The organism is Kamptonema sp. PCC 6506 (assembly GCF_000180455.1).
GTDB classification, from domain to species: Bacteria; Cyanobacteriota; Cyanobacteriia; order Cyanobacteriales; family Microcoleaceae; genus Kamptonema; species Kamptonema formosum.
The window spans coordinates 1-17,051 of record NZ_CACA01000361.1; the positions used below are offsets into that span (position 1 = coordinate 1).

At 43.5% G+C, this 17,051-nt stretch carries 12 protein-coding genes and 1 pseudogene; 7 read left to right on the plus strand and 6 right to left on the minus strand.

Translation table 11 applies throughout. From position 1 onward, the window contains the following. Window positions 1-35 precede the first annotated feature (35 nt). On the minus strand, window positions 36-2,273 hold the full coding sequence (locus tag OSCI_RS25875) for a single-stranded-DNA-specific exonuclease RecJ (protein ID WP_007358170.1): 2,238 nt from the start codon (window positions 2,271-2,273) through the stop codon (window positions 36-38). A gap of 212 nt (window positions 2,274-2,485) precedes the next feature. Here OSCI_RS25875 and OSCI_RS25880 point away from each other — a divergent pair, with 212 nt between their 5' ends. The 3 genes from OSCI_RS25880 to OSCI_RS31145 all read left to right on the plus strand — a co-directional run bounded on the left by OSCI_RS25880 (window position 2,486) and on the right by OSCI_RS31145 (window position 5,890). Further along, complete coding sequence (locus tag OSCI_RS25880; protein WP_007358171.1) at window positions 2,486-3,394, plus strand: bestrophin family protein; 909 nt, start codon at window positions 2,486-2,488, stop codon at window positions 3,392-3,394. A 499-nt stretch (window positions 3,395-3,893) separates the two neighbouring features. Then, entirely contained in the window at window positions 3,894-5,510 is a 1,617-nt protein-coding gene (locus OSCI_RS25885) for a histidine phosphatase family protein (protein WP_007358172.1), read from the plus strand. Between the two features lie 65 nt (window positions 5,511-5,575). Beyond that, entirely contained in the window at window positions 5,576-5,890 is a 315-nt protein-coding gene (locus OSCI_RS31145; RefSeq protein ID WP_007358173.1) for an EF-hand domain-containing protein, read from the plus strand. A gap of 39 nt (window positions 5,891-5,929) precedes the next feature. Here the strand turns inward: OSCI_RS31145 and lnt are convergent, their stop codons facing one another. Together lnt and gyrA are read right to left on the minus strand one after the other, a co-directional pair. After that, the gene (gene lnt, locus OSCI_RS25890; RefSeq protein WP_007358174.1) at window positions 5,930-7,603 is read right to left on the minus strand and encodes an apolipoprotein N-acyltransferase; all 1,674 of its coding nucleotides are present in this window, start codon (window positions 7,601-7,603) and stop codon (window positions 5,930-5,932) included. An 84-nt stretch (window positions 7,604-7,687) separates the two neighbouring features. After that, the gene (gene gyrA, locus OSCI_RS25895) at window positions 7,688-10,369 is read right to left on the minus strand and encodes a DNA topoisomerase (ATP-hydrolyzing) subunit A (protein WP_007358175.1); all 2,682 of its coding nucleotides are present in this window, start codon (window positions 10,367-10,369) and stop codon (window positions 7,688-7,690) included. A gap of 181 nt (window positions 10,370-10,550) precedes the next feature. Between gyrA and OSCI_RS25900 the strand changes: the two genes are divergently transcribed. Next, entirely contained in the window at window positions 10,551-11,093 is a 543-nt protein-coding gene (locus OSCI_RS25900) for a GNAT family N-acetyltransferase (RefSeq protein WP_007358176.1), read from the plus strand. Window positions 11,094-11,124: 31 nt separating this feature from the next. Here OSCI_RS25900 and OSCI_RS25905 read toward each other — a convergent pair whose 3' ends face one another. Next, window positions 11,125-11,379 (minus strand): hypothetical protein, encoded by a 255-nt coding sequence (locus OSCI_RS25905; RefSeq protein WP_324603723.1) that lies wholly within the window; start codon window positions 11,377-11,379, stop codon window positions 11,125-11,127. Window positions 11,380-12,135: 756 nt separating this feature from the next. On the opposite strand from OSCI_RS25905, the pseudogene OSCI_RS31790 reads away from it, so the two are divergent. From OSCI_RS31790 to OSCI_RS25920, 3 genes and pseudogenes are all read left to right on the plus strand, one after another. Further along, window positions 12,136-12,180: pseudogene (locus tag OSCI_RS31790) on the plus strand (hypothetical protein); the annotation flags it as partial. Window positions 12,181-12,506: 326 nt separating this feature from the next. Then, window positions 12,507-13,430 carry a histone deacetylase gene (locus tag OSCI_RS25915; protein WP_007358180.1) on the plus strand — a complete coding sequence of 308 codons (924 nt, stop codon included), beginning with the start codon at window positions 12,507-12,509 and terminating at the stop codon, window positions 13,428-13,430. 480 nt (window positions 13,431-13,910) lie between these two features. After that, window positions 13,911-14,273: a ferredoxin-thioredoxin reductase catalytic domain-containing protein gene (locus tag OSCI_RS25920; RefSeq protein ID WP_007358181.1), complete on the plus strand. Its 363-nt coding sequence runs from the start codon at window positions 13,911-13,913 to the stop codon at window positions 14,271-14,273. Between the two features lie 331 nt (window positions 14,274-14,604). On the opposite strand, the gene OSCI_RS25925 is transcribed toward OSCI_RS25920, so the two are convergent. After that, the gene (locus OSCI_RS25925) at window positions 14,605-16,428 is read right to left on the minus strand and encodes an ATP-binding protein (protein WP_007358182.1); all 1,824 of its coding nucleotides are present in this window, start codon (window positions 16,426-16,428) and stop codon (window positions 14,605-14,607) included. A gap of 256 nt (window positions 16,429-16,684) precedes the next feature. After that, a complete protein-coding gene (locus OSCI_RS25930; RefSeq protein WP_007358184.1) occupies window positions 16,685-16,912 on the minus strand; it encodes a type II toxin-antitoxin system CcdA family antitoxin in 228 nt (75 codons plus the stop codon). Window positions 16,913-17,051: the final 139 nt, after the last annotated feature.

The window sequence follows — 17,051 nt, forward strand, 5'->3', positions numbered from 1 at the left end:
TTCCTTCTTCCTTCTTCCTTCTTCCTTCTTCCTTCTTAATTAACTTTTTCTTTTGCAAGCTCTAAAGCACTGAGAGCCGCTTTAATTAAATTGTAGAAAAAGGGTTGAGAGACATCAACAGCGATCGCATCGTCTCGCCTTGTTCCCAGAAGTCCTGTTTTTTCACCTTGTTTAACTGCTAAAACTTGCCCTTGAGCATTCCTAATTCTTAATTCTTTGACATTTTCAATTTGGGAGAGGCTACAGGTGTACTTGCGATCGCTATAATAAAACTCTGCTTTCTGTTGAGCCTTCTCCAGGGCTTTTTTCTGGGGCGATGGAGGTAAACTTGCGGTATCTGTGGGTAGTCGCACTCCCACCAACTCTAGCTCAACTGTGGTATTGCCATTATATGTATTTTCTCGCAAATGATAGGCAATATCCACTCGCGGCGGCAGGGGGAAATATTCTCGCCACCGCCATGCGATCGCCTTCAGATTTGGGATAGACTTTACATCTTGGCTGAAAGTTACTTTAATATGCGCTTTCTCTTTGCCAACAGTTGCTTGTTCGATGATTCGCACATTAGGTGTCCAAAATACGGGAGCCTTATTTTCAATCCCGCAAGGTTGCAGCGCATCAATTTGGCGGTAAAGGTCGAGATTAATTTCTGCAAAATTAGCTTGAGCATCAATAGAAACTAGCGGTTTGAGGTGTTGTAACTCTAAAGATTTACGAGCAAAAATACCTAACTGCGTGCGAAATTCTTCTAGATTTGCCGCTGGCATAGAAAAGCCCCCAGCCGCTTTATGTCCCCCATATTTTCCTAACAAGCGATCGCAGAATTGTAAAGCCTCAAATACGTGAAACTCAGGAATCCCTCGTGCCGAACCCCGAATCTTTTTACCAACAGATTTAATCGATAAATTATCTATTTTATCACTTAAATCTTCGCTACTAATAGACATCTTCTCTGGTGCTAAACTTTCCGCATCTTCCTCTTCTTCATCCTCATAAGTACCAATAAATACAGGTACACCATAGCGTTCCACCAACCGCGAGGCAACTATACCAATTACGCCGTGATGCCATCCTGGTTGCACGACAACTAAAACCCGTTCCTGCTGTAAATCCACCTGAGTTTCTTCACAATACGCGATCGCTTCCGCCTCAATTTCTTGACATAACTCCTGTCTGCGCTGATTAATTTCCTCGCACTGCTTCGCCCTTTCTAAGGCTAAATCCCGATCGTCAGTTGTTAATAATTCAATAACAATTTGGGGGTCAGAAATGCGACCGATCGCATTAATCCGAGGGCCAAGGCGAAAGCCAATATCCTCCGGCTTGAGAGAATTTTTAGATTGCTTAATTGCACTCGCAGCGCTTGAAGATGTTGAGTTTTGAGTAGAGAGTCGCTCGCCCTCTGGTTTATTTTCACGTACTAATCCCGAAACCTCAATTAACGCCTGCACTCCTACTAATTGCGAATGAGGCAGCAGCCTTAATCCTCGTTTTACCCAACGGCGATTCACACCAATTAAAGGAGCTAAATCTGCAATTGTTCCCAATGTAAAAAGCTCCAACATTGGATTTACTAAACCCTGCATTTTATCCATCCGCTGTGCTAGGGAAATCGCCAAAATATAGGCAACACCAACTCCCGCCACACCACGATAAGGCGAAGATTCGGAAATTAATTTCGGATTGAGAATAGCATTTGCTGGCGGCAGTTGCGGCGGGATATCGTGGTGATCGGTAATAATCACATTTAAGCCCAATTCTCGCGCTCTCGCAATCGGTTGATAGGCAGCAATACCATTATCTACAGTGAGAATCAGGCTTACACCTTCGCTCTTAAATTCCTCAACAATGCGCTCGTTAATGCCATAGCCTTCGTGCATTCGGCTAGGAATGGCATAATCAACCTTCGCACCCAAAGTTTTGAGACTTCGCAACAAAAGTGCCGTACTCGTCATGCCATCAGCATCATAGTCACCGCAAATAGCAATTTTTTCACCTTGAGATATTGCTTCATGCAATAACTCCACACTCATCGCTAAGTCGGGAAAATCCTGCATTGGCGGTGGCAAAACTTCCAATTCGGGCTCTAAGAATGCTTGCACCCCTTGTGCAGATTCAATCCCTCGATTAATGAGTACCTGTGCTAGCAAGGGTGACAAGCCAATTTCTTGGGCCAAATGTTCGGCTTGTTGTGCCTGCGATGGGTAGATTTGCCACCGCTGATTAGGCAAAGTGCGATCGCGCGGAGACTGAGGAGTTGAGTGCTGTTGCACGGAAGCTTTTATTTAAAGATACTTAAACTATATTACCTAACTAAGTGCTTCGATCAAACCACAAACAAGATAAATTTTCAGCTAAAATCCCAATGTATTGGTACACATACTTAGGGGAATACTCTGACGACAGCTAAAAAAACCAGTAAAGTATTGTCGGAGAGTAGCCGTTAGCCGATTCTGTCTGATATTAAGCAAAAAGGAGATAGTGCATGAAGACTGAAAAACGACCCTGGTTTCAAACTGCCTTTAAGTTACGCGGATCTGTTATTCCTAAGATTTTGCCCCGCGTTCTTATCTGCGGCGGATTTGGGGGTTTTATTTCCTTTCTACATTTTTTTAACTTTCCCGTATCTTTGCCCATTTTATCAAGTATTGTACCGAGTATCGTCCTTGGTTTATTATTAGTTTTCCGAACAAACACAGCTTACGAGAGATTTTGGGAAGGTCGGAAATTTTGGGGTAATTTAATCAATACCGTTCGGAATCTATCCCGTCAAATCTGGGTGGCAGTTGAGGAAAATGAGCCAGATGATTTTTTTGAAAAAAAGTCAGCAATTCTGCTCTTACCTGCCTTTGCAGTGGCGATGAAATTGCATCTAAGGCTAGAGCCTGTAAACAGCGAACTAGAGCAGTTAATGTCTACCTCACAATATCAAAAACTCAAGTCTATAAACAATCCCCCTTTAGAAATTGCTTTCTGGATTTCTGATTATTTGCATAAGCAATATAGCCAAAAGTGCATTGATGTTTATCAGCTAACAGCCATGCAGAAATTAGTAAACAATTTAGTCGATACTTTAGGCGGCTGCGAACGGATTTTGAAGACACCTATACCCTTAGCTTATGCGATTCACCTCAAGCAACTATTGTTAATTTATTGTTTTGCATTACCATTTCAAATGGTCAAGGATTTGAGTTGGGGAACTGGTTTAATAGTAGCTTTGATTAGTTTTACCTTATTTGGCATAGAAGAAATTGGCATTGAGATCGAAAATCCTTTTGGTCACGATGCTAATGATTTACCTTTAGATAATATTTGTGCTACGATGCAGCGCAATATTGATGATTTAGTTTCTTTGCCTCCGAGTGTTCGCTGCGGTGATATTGCACATAAATAAGTAAAAGTAATAAAGCTTTGGCGTGCAGTTTGACAAGTATTCGACCGTTCGCGGTTCGACTGAACTTGTCGAACGTCCGAAGTCTAACTCTCCCCATCAATGGAACGGAAGAATGCTTATCTAGCAAGGTTGTTACTCATTTCTATTTTACGTTTGTTTAAGTAAGTAAATTTACTTAAAAATTTATCTTTTAGTTTGTATTGACAAATTTTTTAATTAAGTATATACTTACTCTCAGCTTTTTTGATTTAAGATGCAATCCTGTCAAAAATAATCGTAATCCGACTATCGTTTCTAAGTTGCGGAGTAATACCGACAGCGATCGCGAATTTATTACCTCTCGGAACAAGTAGTCTTCTTATTCATATTTGTGAAGAAGTAGTCTACTTATTCATACTTCGCTAATCCATTAACTAGAACACATTTTTGCTGTCTGTTATGTAGGTTTAGGATTTAGCGCGTCAACCTCAACATCTTTAGTCTGAAGGTATTAAAAGTTATGGAAATCACAAATAATGATACGGCTACTGCATCACCATCTGAGCCAGAAAAGCTTCCCTTGTATGGAGAAGCCTACTTTATTCGGCACGGCGAAAGTACCAGCAATGAGCGCAACATTTTTGCTGGAATACTAGATGTTGGACTTACAGCATTTGGCAAGCTACAAGCACGTCGCGCAGGTCTTGATATTAAGAAAAAAGGTGTCAAATTTGACGCAGTATATGTATCCCACATGAGGCGTGCGCGGCAAACTTGTGAAATCGCCCTAGCTGAAAGTCAAGCCTTGAAATCTCCTGATACTCCTGTTCAGATCGACCACCGCATTAGCGAGCGTTCTTTTGGTATTTTTGCCGGTCGTAACCTCAATTTGCTTCGTCTTTCTCTTGGATATGAAGGCTTCGAGGAAATGTTGCATTCACATAACGAAGCACCTCCGACTGGCGAAAAAATTTCACAAATTTATGTACGCGCTAGCAGTTTCTATAAAGAGCGAGTTGTACCGCACTTAGAACGAGGTGAAACTGTTCTAGTTGTCTGCCATCAATATGTACTAGAACCTCTAGCACTTTATTTAAGTGACTTGCCACCAACTGCTTATCACAGCTTAAAACTTCCTAATGGCAAAGCTTTAAGTCGAGATGAACTCGTCAAATTTCGCGACAAAGAATCTGGCGGTGCGGCTGCTTTACGCAAAAAGGTCAACGATCTTTCAATCATGTGGGCGATTGTATTATACGCTGTTGCATTCTTACTGGGCAGTTTGCTAAGAGTAGTCAGCACTTCCCCACAAGGAATTCCATCAGAGCTATTTAAAGCGATAATTATTATCTGTCTGGCAATGTCCACATTTTATACCTACCTAGACATCGACTTTGCAGGGAGCAAACGCAAAGTAACTTCAACTGTCAAATATGTAGTCTATGGGTGGATGTTGCTGCGATGGGTAGTTGGCCTCGCCTTAATATTTTCTGGAGTTTTGTACCAAAGCCCTGCCGATCTTTATAAAGTTTTATGGGTGCTTTTCTGGATAGTACCGCCAGCCCTTACTTCCCCAGTTTTATCGATACTTTGGGGTGGCAATCTTTATCCATCGGCTGTCTTATCAAGAACATTATCAATAGTTGCTCCGATCGCGCTGATTGCTACATTAGCGATCGCAGGTTCCCAATTACCCATTAACCTCTCCAGTTTAAACTTTTTCTTTGTAATTCTAGCTCTAGGTCTAGCAATACCGGGAGCCGCCGCCCAAATTTGGCGTTCTAAATCGCCTGTTGATTCAAATCGGCACAGTAAAGAATGGAAATTTATCGGAGTTCTGGCTGTTGCTTTTATGGCCCTAGCAACAGGCTTTCAGTTTGCTCCTGCAACATTTATTTCTGACCTCTTTTCCCCCATCGACCCGAACCGAGCGCTAGCTGGTTTTCAACAGCTTGCGTTTGCTGCATTAGTTTTTATTCTGATGCGTCTATGCGCTGCATTAACTTTGATATTTTCAAGTGGCAAACTGAGCAAGGCAGAAGCTCAAGATGCTTATATCTTGCTTGTTAACCCTAACTTTTCCTTTGGGCCGCTCTTTTTGCTGGAGTTAGTACAGCTACAAATTTGGACTCGCTGAATTATGCAATTTACTGGGCCGCGCTAGGGTTCTTCTGTATCCCTTTCATCGAGCAAACATTCTTTATGAATGCCTTTAGTAGTGACTTATTGAGAGAAACATTACGTTCCTCGAAAGTGGGAACAGAAGATGTCAAAAAGCTTTTCCATCAATTGGATGCCGATGGCAGTAAAACCCTCGATAAACCAGAGATTATGGAGCTTTTAGGCCTAGTAGAAGATTTGACCACAGGCGAACGTAGCTCTGAAGAAATGAGGGGATACATTACTGATTATCTTTTCAATATTCTTGACTCAGATAAGAATGGTACGGTCGATCTAAAAGAGTTAGAAGACTACGTATCAACTTATGGGTTAGTTGTCAACCTTAACGTTGAATAGGAGTCAGTTGTTTTTCCAAAGAGAATTAGATAATATCTATTACCCTCTTTGGAAAACTTTCGCTATTACACCCAATACTAACAATAAAGGTGTTAACCAATCCCCCCATCGCACATACAAAGTCTGAGTTTTACGCCGATAAATATTACCAGCCTGGACTTCATAAGTGTTAACACCAGATATCCACAACGTCTCGCCATGAGGATTAACAAAAGCAGAATAACCCGTATTAGTTGCCCTTACCACCCACCTATCGGTTTCAATTCCTCTCATCAAATCTTGAGCGTGATGTTGAGCCATCATAGATGAATTATAATGAGCATCATTAGAAGCAGTCAGGATAAATTCACCTCCCATCGCCGCCTGACGGCGGAAATGTTCAGTAAAAGCTGAGTCATAGCAAATACCGACAATCGCTCTACCAAAAGGTGTATCAAATAATTGGTTAGATTTACCAGCTACTAAATGGGAATCTAAAGGAGAAAGTCGATTAATAATACTGCCAATAAATTGTTCAAAGGGAATATATTCTCCCAATGGTACTAGCTTAGTTTTATCGTACCGGCTAACTATTTCACCATTACCGTTGATAGTAAACAAGCTATTTGTAATGCTATCTTCCTGTTGTCCAAATCCCCCTACCCAAGCAACAACTTTTTGAGCGAGAATAGCTTGATATAAAGAAAGGTAAAAACGTTGATTAGGGTTAGTCCAAACAAACGGTAAAGCTGTCTCTGGGATTAATACAGCATCTACACCTTGGTTAGCTAAGTTTTTATATCCTGTAGTGTAGCCTTCCAAAGAGCGAATCCATCCTTCTGAATTAAACTTAATTTCATTGGGTATATTGCCCTGAATAATTCCTATTTTCAACTCTGATTTTGCATCTTCAGTCAAAGGGCGGCTATATAAACTAAAACCTATAATATGCAATATTAGGCAAAATATAACAGGTAAAAGATAAGAAATTAAATTTTCCCTTCTTCCTTCTGCCCTCTTCCTTCTGCCCTCTTCCTTCTGCCTTCTTCCTTCGCTCCAAGCTTCAGCAATTAAGCCATTAACTGCTACAATGGCGGCAGTTATAGCACTAGGCCCAGAAAGTTGACCGAGGTGTAAAATTGCTAAATTATGCGGACTTTGAGTGTAAGATAGAGATGTCCACCATAGGGAGCCGGAACTCCAAATATATTCTAAACTGCACCACAAAGCTGTCCCAATTAAGAGGCGAATTAAGACCGATAATTGAGATTTTCTCCCCCCAGCTTCCTGTGCTAAAGGAGTTGAGTTAAGAATTATAAATAGCCACGCCCAGATAGCGACTAATGCAGCTCCCCAAAGGGTGATAAATACCCAACAAAACACTGCAATCGCCAAACTTGGCCACCAAGGAACCCCCAGCCAAGTCATCGGGTGAATTCCCATTATCCAAGATAAAGCTAACCCGTGATAGCCAATTCCCCATAATGAAGGAAGAAGGAAGAAGGAAAAGGGAAGAAGGAAAAATTTTTGTTTTTTTTCTTCTAATTTTGGCTTTTCATAACTAGCAATCATCACCCAAAGGGGAGCGAGTGCTAACCACGCCAAGGGCCAAGCACTTACAGGTGCAGTTGCTAAGGCCATTAAAATACCGCCAATCAATGCAATTGCTAAGCGGTATTTTTTAATCGTATCAGACTGTAAATTAGGACTTTTTAGGTTTTTGAATATCCACATCTAAATTTAATATTATCGCCTTGATAACTGCGCTCTCTGGGGGCGTTACAAGGTGGGCATTGCCCACCCTATAAACTGAAGAAATTACTCCATTTCCGCTGACTCTAATTCTGATTCTTCACCAGATACTGAGACTAAATCCACAGCTTCATCTGACTCCGATTCTTCACCAGATAGCGGTACTAAAGCTACAGCTACAATTGAATCATCCTCATCTAAACGCTGCACTCGCACACCCGTTGCATTCCGGGATTGGGTAGAAATTGCATTGACAGTCTGACGGATAATAATACCTCTGCTAGTAACGATCATCAACTCGTCATTTTCATTGACAATTCGCAATGCAGCTACATAATCTTTAGCCTTTTTCGACTTGAATTTAGTAGCTGTTAAACCTTTACCAGCACGTCTTTGCAACCGGAATTGAGTAACAGGAACGCGCTTGCCGTAACCATTTGTAGTAATTACCAGCGCCCAAGGGCCTTGACTGCTAGCAGTGGGGATTTCTTCAGCATCGCTGCCTTCAATTTCCTCCACTTGCACTTCAATTTCCTGGGCAGATACTTCTAATTCCTCCTCTTCCAATTCCGAATCTTCAGTTTCTAACTCCGCAATACTCGCAACAATTGAACTTGGTAAAATATCCATGCCAATCAGCTCATCGCCTGCTCGCAATTTCATGGACTTTACCCCCCGGGTTGCTCGACCAACTGGGCGCAATTGTTCGTGATTAGTTCGGAAATGAATTGTCATTCCTTGGCGCGAACCGATGATAATACTATCGTCAACTCTTGCTAGCCGTACCCAGCGCAATTGGTCGCCTTCTTCCAGAGAAATAGCGATTAACCCGTTAGCACGAATGTTACTAAAAGCAGATAAGACAGTCTTCTTAATAAAGCCGCTGCGAGTTAGCATTATTAAGTATTCTTCATTGCTAAATTCTGTCACCGATACAATAGAAGTGATTTTTTCTTCAATCGGAATAGGCAGCAATTGTACAATCGGAGTCCCCCGCGCCGTGCGAGAACTGACGGGTATCTGATAACTTCTGAGACAGTAAACAACGCCTCTATCACTAAAGAATAAGACGCTATCGTGATCGCAGCAGGAGAGGAAATGTTCAACGCCATCATCCTCTTTCATTTTCGTACCAGCTTTGCCGCGAGTAGCGCGACTTTGAGCCTCAAAAGTGCTGACTGGCATTCGCTTAATGTAGCCTTGTTCTGTCAGCAAGATGATGGCTTGTTCGTTGGCAATTAAATCGGTTTCGTCGATTTCTCCTTCGGCGTGTTCGATGATAGTTCGGCGCGGCGAGGCAAACTTCAGTTTGATTTCAGCGACTTCTGTTTGGATGATTTCCAGAATCCGCTCCCGCTTTGCCAAAATATCTAGTAAGTCGGCAATTTTCTCTAGTAACTCTTCGTGTTCTTGAGTAATCTTCTGCGCTTCCAAGGCCGTCAAGCGTCGGAGCTGCATTTGCAAAATTGCATCTGATTGTACCTCTGACAAACCGTAAGTATCTATCAATTCCTGTTTCGCTGTTGCCGTATCAGCAGCACTACGAATTAGGTGAATAATAGCATCCAAATTGTCGAGAGCAATCAATAAACCTTGAAGTAAATGATCGCGTTCTTCCGCTTTCCGCAGTTCGTATTGAGTCCGCCGCGTAATTGTCTCAATCCGAAAATCTAAGAAGACGCTGAGAAACTGCTTGAGCGAAAGTAATTGAGGTTCCCCATTTACTAGCGCGAGCATATTTGCCCCGAAGTTAGCTTGTAGGGGAGTTTGTTTGTAAAGGTTGTTGAGAACAACGCGAGGATAAGCATCTCGTTTGAGCTCTATCACAATCCGCATACCATCGCGATCGCTCTCATCTCTAATATCAGAAATCCCCTCCAGCCGCTTCTCATTCACCATTTCTGCAATCTTTTCAATCAGCGCCGCCTTATTAGTTTGGTATGGCAACTCTGTGATAATAATTGCTTCTTTGTCTGGTCTACCTGGATGTTCAATAGTTTCGATCGCAGCTACGCCGCGCATCGTAATCGAACCCCTACCAGTAGTGTAAGCTTCCCGGATGCTGGCTTTCCCTAAAATCTGCGCCCCCGTTGGAAAATCAGGGCCGGGAATGTACTGCATCAGCTCAATATCGGTAATTTCTGGATTGGCAATTAATGCCATTAAACCTTCAATTACTTCTCCCAAATTGTGAGGAGGAATATTCGTCGCCATTCCCACAGCGATCCCCGACGAACCATTAACCAAAATTTGGGGGATGCGCGATGGTAAAACCAGCGGTTCCTGCTGCGAACCATCGAAATTATCGCCAAAATCGACGGTTTCCGAGTCGATATCGCGCAGCATCGCGTCGCTAGTCAGCGGTGTTAAGCGGCACTCTGTGTAACGCATCGCCGCTGGCGGGTCATTATCCACCGAGCCAAAATTGCCGTGCCCGTCAATCAGAGGTTGGCGCATGGAGAAATCCTGAGCCATCCGCACTAAAGCGTCGTACACCGCTGTATCCCCGTGCGGGTGATATTTGCCCAGCACCTCCCCCACAACGCGGGCGCATTTGCGGAAAGGTCGATCGGGAGTCAAGCCTAGTTCGTTCATAGCATAGAGAATGCGGCGGTGAACAGGCTTAAGACCGTCCCTGGCATCTGGTAGAGCCCGGCCTACAATTACGCTCATGGCGTATTCTAGGTAAGACCGGGACATCTCATTCCGCAGATCCGTCGGGATAATCCGCGACTCAGAGGTGCTCATACGATGAAATACTCCATAAAATTCTGAACTTGGCAGCTAGAAACCAGGAAGATGCGTTAAAATCGGTTTATCTTCGGTTGAGTTGCCAAATATTGCGAGTTACGCCTAAAATTATAGCACAATATGACCATTTTTAGCCGCTACGTGCAACCATAAATCAAACATTTAATTGGGAGCTACCGTGAAGGTTTTTCTGGAGACAGAACGTTTGATTCTCCGTTACTTTACTGAGGGGGATTTAGATAACTTATATGAGTTGGACAGCGACCCCGAAGTGATGCGGTATATTAATGGGGGACAGGCTAGCGATCGCGAACAGATTCGCTCTCAAACTTTGCCATTATTTCTCAAATATTATGAGGACTATCAAGGCTATGGATTTTGGGCAGCAGAGGAAAAATCTAGCGGTGAATTTATCGGCTGGTTTCATTTCCGGCCAGCCTTAGATCGTAGCGAGGATATTGAGCTGGGCTATCGTTTGAAAAGAGCATTCTGGGGTAAAGGCTATGCAACGGAAGCTGCGATCGCGCTGATTCATAAAGGATTTACTGAATTGGGTACGGAGCGCGTTTTTGCTAAGGCTTTAGCAGTTAACTCTGGATCGATTCGCGTCATGGAAAAAGCAGGATTGAAATTTGATAAATCGTTTATTGAGATGAAGTTTCCCGGCAGCAATAAAGAGGCTGTTAGGTATACTCTTGATAAAAATGAATTCTATCCATAAGAAGAAATTGAGAAAAGAGAAGACTTATTTATTATAGAAAATTAATAGAAAAGCTAGCAGTAACTACTGATTCTAATTCTTCGTAACCAAAGTAACGAGTTAGTGGCAAAATAGCTGCGATCGCGCCCAATATTAGCCCTGCAATAGTTGTCCGCAGGTAAACAGACCCAGGAATTCCGGCACAGGCGCGATCGCAACCTCTAAAAATAGCCATAAAAATCCAGTCTGCTACTGCTCCAACAATTCCGTATAATACGGCTAAAGTAAAATCATCAATGTTATTGATGTGATACTACGGAAAATTCCAACTTAGGGCAATTATAAATACTAAATAATATCAAGAGTACTTGATAAAAGTGACTGCTTCTCGATAGACTTTATAAGTTCCTAGTTAAGAACGAACTCAACCACTCTTCGTTAGTCTTTGCGGATTAGATGCGATCGTTCAACCAAGAATTTGCCCAACCCTGCATATAGGAGAGCCATAAAGCATGACTTTTTTAAACGTTTCCACAGCACAAAGAGAACAACCAGAAGCCGATCTGAAGAAATTTTTGGCATTGAACCTAAAAGGCTCAACCGTACTGCACGGTGTTGTTTTACCCTTGAGCCTTAACTTGGTCAAGCCAACTGAATTTGCAGAGGAACCCATTAAATTTGTTTTAGTTGAGGAGCCCGAAGTAGTTCAGGAAAAGGTCGTTCAAACGGTCAAACCTGCTCCCCCAGAGCCACAAATTGAGCCAGAACCGCCGCAGGTACCAGAGCCGGAAATTAAGCCAGAACCGCCAGAGGTACCAGCGCCAGAAATTAAGCCAGAACCACCAAAGGTACCAGTACCAGAGCCGGAAATTCAGCCAGCGCCGCCATCGATACCAGCACCAGAGCCGGAAATTAGCCCAGTACCGCCATCGATACCAGCACCAGAGCCGGAAATTAGCCCAGGACTGCCAGAGATAACAGCGTCAGAGCCGGAAATTAACCCAGTACCGCTACAGCTAAAGAAGAAGGGCGTTACGACGGTGAATTTGCTGATGGAGAATTTAATGGCAAAGGCATCCGTGAATTTCCCAACGGCAACGGTTATTAGGGAGAGTTCGCTGATAGAAAAATGAATGGGAAGGGTGCATCTGTTTGCCAATGGCGATCGCTACGAAGGAGAATTTCTCAACTGCTAAAAGCGCGGTCAAGGTTCCTACCGTTATACCGATGGCACTCGTGTTGAAGGATGTTAGCAACTTAGCAACAAGGAAAGTTACAAAATTAACCTTTCCCCCTTCAGCAATTAGGAATCCTAGTCTTTGGTGTTTTTGCGGTCAGTCGATTGTCAAAGCGGGTTATCATACGGATCAGTCGAGTATGACAATAACTCGTTCTGGCTATTAGTTGCCTCTGGTACAAAACTCCGAACTGTCTATGCTACCTGTCATCTACTCTGAGGATTTTTTGCTGCACAAGACTGGTATGCTTCACCCAGAGCGGCCAGAGCGTCTAAGTGCGATCGTGGAAGCTCTTAAAGCTGCACCTTGGGGTGCTGAGCTTGATTGGCAGTTACCCACACCCGTTCAAAAACGTAGCGAGGTATTAACTGCGATTCTCAAAAAGATTCACTCGCAGAAATACATTCACGAAGTAGAGCACCTAGCACAACGGGGAGGTGGCTACTTGGATGGCGACACGCCAGTTTCCGCAGATAGTTATGATGTGGCATTGCTAGCAATTAGTGCTTGGTTGGATGGTGCCGATCGCGCCTTAGCCAGTGGTGAACCAGCTTTCGTGCTAGCAAGGCCGCCCGGACACCATGCTGAAAGAGAGCGCGGCATGGGTTTTTGTTTGTTTTCTAATGCTGCGATCGCTGCTCATTACGCCCTCGAACAACCAGGAATTAACCGAGTAGCCATCCTCGACTGGGACGTGCATCACGGTAACGGTACCCAGTCCCTAGTTGAAAATAATCGCCAAATCGCTTTCTGTTCCCTGCACCAATCTCCCTGCTATCCGGGAACTGGTTATGGAGACGAACGCGGAGCCTACGACAATGTACTCAACCTTCCGATGTATCCTGGTAGCGGCATCACCGAGTACCGCACTGCCTTTGAATCTCAAGTTATGCCATTTTTATCGAAATTTAAGCCCGATTTGTTGATTGTCAGCGCTGGCTACGACGGCAATGCCGCCGATCCCTTGGCGAGTATTACCCTCCTACCTTCGGATTATGGGGTGTTCACAGACTACTGCCTTAAAATTACCCGCCGCATTTCCTTTGGGTTAGAAGGGGGTTATGCCCTTAAAGAGTTAGCTGAGTCAGTAACGGCAACTATTGCCCGGTGTTTGCTCTAGGATTGGACACTCAAGACTTTTGGTGAGTAGCGATCGCAACTATAGCGAATAGCCTAGCTACTTAAATTGCGGCATTATTTTCAACAGACGTGATAAAGTTAACATACCATACAAAACACTCTGAACTTTAGCTACGAAACGGTTGAAATCCCACAACCCACGTCATACCTTTGGGTATCGTCAGGGGTAAAAAATTGGCAGCTAAAAGCGTGAATTAAAAGATATAGCAACCGCTAAAGTGATTAAGAATTTCTTACTTGCTCAAACGATTGCTTTTATTGCGTTCTGCCTTCTGCTATAGATAGTATGCCGCAGTCTAAAAGTAGCCATAAACTTAGATTAATCGGAGTAAGTGGATAGTGGCTGTTTGATACAGCCTTTAAAAATCAAGATTTTTGTGGATTTATCCCCAAAAGGTTGTTGTTAATCATCTCCGTATCTTTAGACCGGGGAGTGTCAATTCGTCCTACCATCTAAACTATGAAAACCACAGAAAATACCAAGCTCTCCAACGAAAAAACTCTGGAGGCGATGAAGAATTTCTCCGAAACCTATGCTAAACGCACCAGCACTTACTTCTGTGTTGAACCTTCTGTCACCGCTGTAGTCATTGAAGGACTCGCGAAGCACAAAGACGAACTCGGTGCCCCCTTATGTCCCTGTCGCCACTACGAGGATAAAGAAGCAGAAGTAAAAGCTGCATACTGGAATTGCCCTTGTATTCCCATGCGCGAACGTAAGGAATGCCACTGTATGCTGTTTTTGACTCCAGACAACGATTTTGCCGGCGAAATTCAAGAAATTTCTATGGAACAACTTCAAGCAGTCAGAGAGAGTATGTAATAGGGGCGAAGCTTTCCGGCGAAAATTTATAGTTGAATCTCTAATTTTCGCCGCCGGAAAGCTTCGCCATAAATTTAAGTTATAGCAACCTTCTTAGCTGTTAAGTAGAAGGAAGAAGGAAGAAGGAAGAAGGAAGAAGGAAGAAGGAGAGAAGGAAGAAAAATTTAGTTATCTAGGAGAGAAGGAAGAATGTTTATACAGTCAGCTTTTTAGCCATCCTTATCTTATGTTTAATTAGGTGGATTTACTTAGGACATTCGCTCATGACCCAAACCATTGACTCTTTTCCCCTAGTCCCTAGTCCCTAGCCCCTAGCCCCTAGCTATAAGTTTCAATCTATAGTAAAAAACTCAATAGTTTCAGCAGATTGGGTAGAAATCATTATTGGTTCTTGATATAGTGGTATGGTAAATGTTACAGTTGAGCCTAATCCTTCTCCCATACTATAAAAATTCACCGTCCCTCTCATAGCTTCTACCAATTTTTGGGAAATTGCCAAACCTAAACCCGTACCGCCATATTGCCTAGTACGATCGCCGTCTACTTGGAAGAAAGACTGAAACAGTTTATCTTGTTTGTCCAAAGAAACTCCAATTCCTGTATCCGCAACTCTAATTTTTACCAGACCTGGTAGTTCCCGATTCTGAATAACTATCTTTTTCTTAATCAATTCCATACTGATACTAATACCCCCTTCATGGGTAAACTTAATCGCATTTCCTACTAGATTTAACATCACTTGGAGCAGGCGCTGGTAGTTGCCATATACAATAATTTCATCTTGAGTTGCAGGCTTTTGGATTTTAAAATTTAACTGCTTTTGTTGCAACTGAGCCTGGGTAAAATTTTCTACTTCTTGCAACAGTTCATTGATTTTAATAGGAGTAAGTTCTAACTCCATTTTCCCGGCTTCAATCTTGGCAATATCCAAAACATCATTGATGAGATTGAGCAGGTGCAGCGCTGAACGGTAAGCTTCTTGAATAAATTGATGTTCTTCCTCTGGATCGTCTGCCATACCATCCATTACTAACTTGAGAAAGCCAAGCATTCCATTCAGAGGAGTGCGGAGTTCATGGGAGGTATTGGCTAGAAACTGGCTTTTGAGTTGAGACAAAGCCACAGCTTCAGCACGAGCTTGTTCTAATTCTTGATAGAGAGTAGCGTGAGCGATCGCAGTCCCCACTTGCACGGCTAGCTCCCGCACAAACTCTACCTCAACGGCGCTCCATCGGCGGATAGTATTACATTGGTGCAAGCAAATCAAAGCATTGGGTTGGTCTTGATAGGAGGTAGCTGCTACCAGCACCGAAAAGCGCTCAAAGGGGTCTTTAGTATCAGGAGTGCGCTCTACTGCTACTGGTTCTAAAGTCGCTAAAGCCTGACTCCACCCAGGCTGATCCGCCTCTGAGAGTTCTAAACCCAGCATCGAAGAGTAAGCCTCTTGGCAATATTCAGCGACTACTTTAAATTTAGGATTGAGTTCTGAGAAATCGTAATTTTCTTCTTCTTTATAAGAACAAATAATGCAGCGAGTGACTCCCAAAACTTGCCCTAAACTGTTAACAGTTTGCTGCCAAATAGTTTTTAAATCCAGAGTTCGGCGAACATTCTGAGCAATTTGAGAGAGAATTTTATGATACAACTCAGAACTAGGAGGGAGCGTGCGGCGGATACTCCCAGCAATTTGAATCAGCATTTTTTGGTGCAAATCCAAGTTTGAGGCTAAAGCGGGATAGGCGACTAATTCTTGAGAATTAACGGCTTGAGCGTTCAGTTTATGAGGTAACAGTCGGCCCATAACTAGAACTTTGGTTGCTTTGCCGTTGGCTGTTAGCACCGGACTAATTACTAGGTCGAAGGGAAAATACTGCTCTGCGTAGGCAAAGGGATAGCTGAATCGCTCTGGCATTTGACCGTCGAGGGCGCGGCGTACTCGGTCAAGATAAGGTGCGATCGCCACTGGCCCAAAAGTTTCGCTCATCTGGCAACCTACGATCTTTTCCGGGTTCAGTTTGTAATTCTCAGCTTGTTGCCAGTAAAAAGATAGATATTTGCCAGAAGCGTCCTGGGTAAATACTAACTCTGCCCCTAATTCTTGCAAAAAGTCAGTAGGGGCTTGGCTCGAAAGCTGGAAATCAGCGTTAGAGTTCATCAGATTACCACTGGAAACTGCAAGGGGAGGGGAGCGGAGGAGATGGGGAGCGGGGGGGCGGGGGAGATGGGGAGGATGAGGAGGATGGGGAGGATAGGGGAGATGGGGAGAATTTTGCTTTTCTTGTGCGTTAGCATTCAGCTAATGTCTTCAACCTTCTCTCCTAGAGTAATAAATCCTTTTGCCTTCTCAGTCCCCTCTGCCCCCCTGCCCCTCTGCCCCTCTGCTCCCCTGCTCCCATCTCCTTCATTCTGCATCAATCGTTCCATTCGCCGCGCGGGGGGATGGGGGGGTTGCGCCGAAGACTCAAGGCTAACTCATCTTCGCGGCGTTCGCCTCTAAGCCACTGGCGAATCGCAGTCTCTATCACCTTGCTGGGGTCATTTGTGAGGTGCTTAATTTGATCTAATAGTTCAGAATCTAAGTGGACAGACACTTCCACCTTGTCGGCTGAACTGTGGGGGGGGATGGTTTGCTCGTTCATATAAATGCTCCAAAATGGAAACCCATCGCCTTTAGGGGTGGGAGTGTCAGAATCGCGAAATCTTAACAAGGAAGAAGTATTTTTGTTGAAGTTCCTAATAGAAACTTACGGGTTTTTCTTTTTAAGGAATGTATAATTT

Excerpts from the sequence above, each read along its gene's own strand:
- OSCI_RS25880 (WP_007358171.1), top strand. The coding sequence starts at position 2,486 with ATGAAGACTGAAAAACGACCCTGGTTTCAAACTGCCTTTAAGTTACGC.
- OSCI_RS25885 (WP_007358172.1), top strand. The coding sequence starts at position 3,894 with ATGGAAATCACAAATAATGATACGGCTACTGCATCACCATCTGAGCCA.
- OSCI_RS31145 (WP_007358173.1), top strand. The coding sequence starts at position 5,576 with ATGAATGCCTTTAGTAGTGACTTATTGAGAGAAACATTACGTTCCTCG.
- lnt (WP_007358174.1), bottom strand. The coding sequence starts at position 7,603 with ATGTGGATATTCAAAAACCTAAAAAGTCCTAATTTACAGTCTGATACG.
- gyrA (WP_007358175.1), bottom strand. The coding sequence starts at position 10,369 with ATGAGCACCTCTGAGTCGCGGATTATCCCGACGGATCTGCGGAATGAG.
- OSCI_RS25915 (WP_007358180.1), top strand. The coding sequence starts at position 12,507 with ATGCTACCTGTCATCTACTCTGAGGATTTTTTGCTGCACAAGACTGGT.
- OSCI_RS25920 (WP_007358181.1), top strand. The coding sequence starts at position 13,911 with ATGAAAACCACAGAAAATACCAAGCTCTCCAACGAAAAAACTCTGGAG.
- OSCI_RS25925 (WP_007358182.1), bottom strand. The coding sequence starts at position 16,428 with ATGAACTCTAACGCTGATTTCCAGCTTTCGAGCCAAGCCCCTACTGAC.
- OSCI_RS25930 (WP_007358184.1), bottom strand. The coding sequence starts at position 16,912 with ATGAACGAGCAAACCATCCCCCCCCACAGTTCAGCCGACAAGGTGGAA.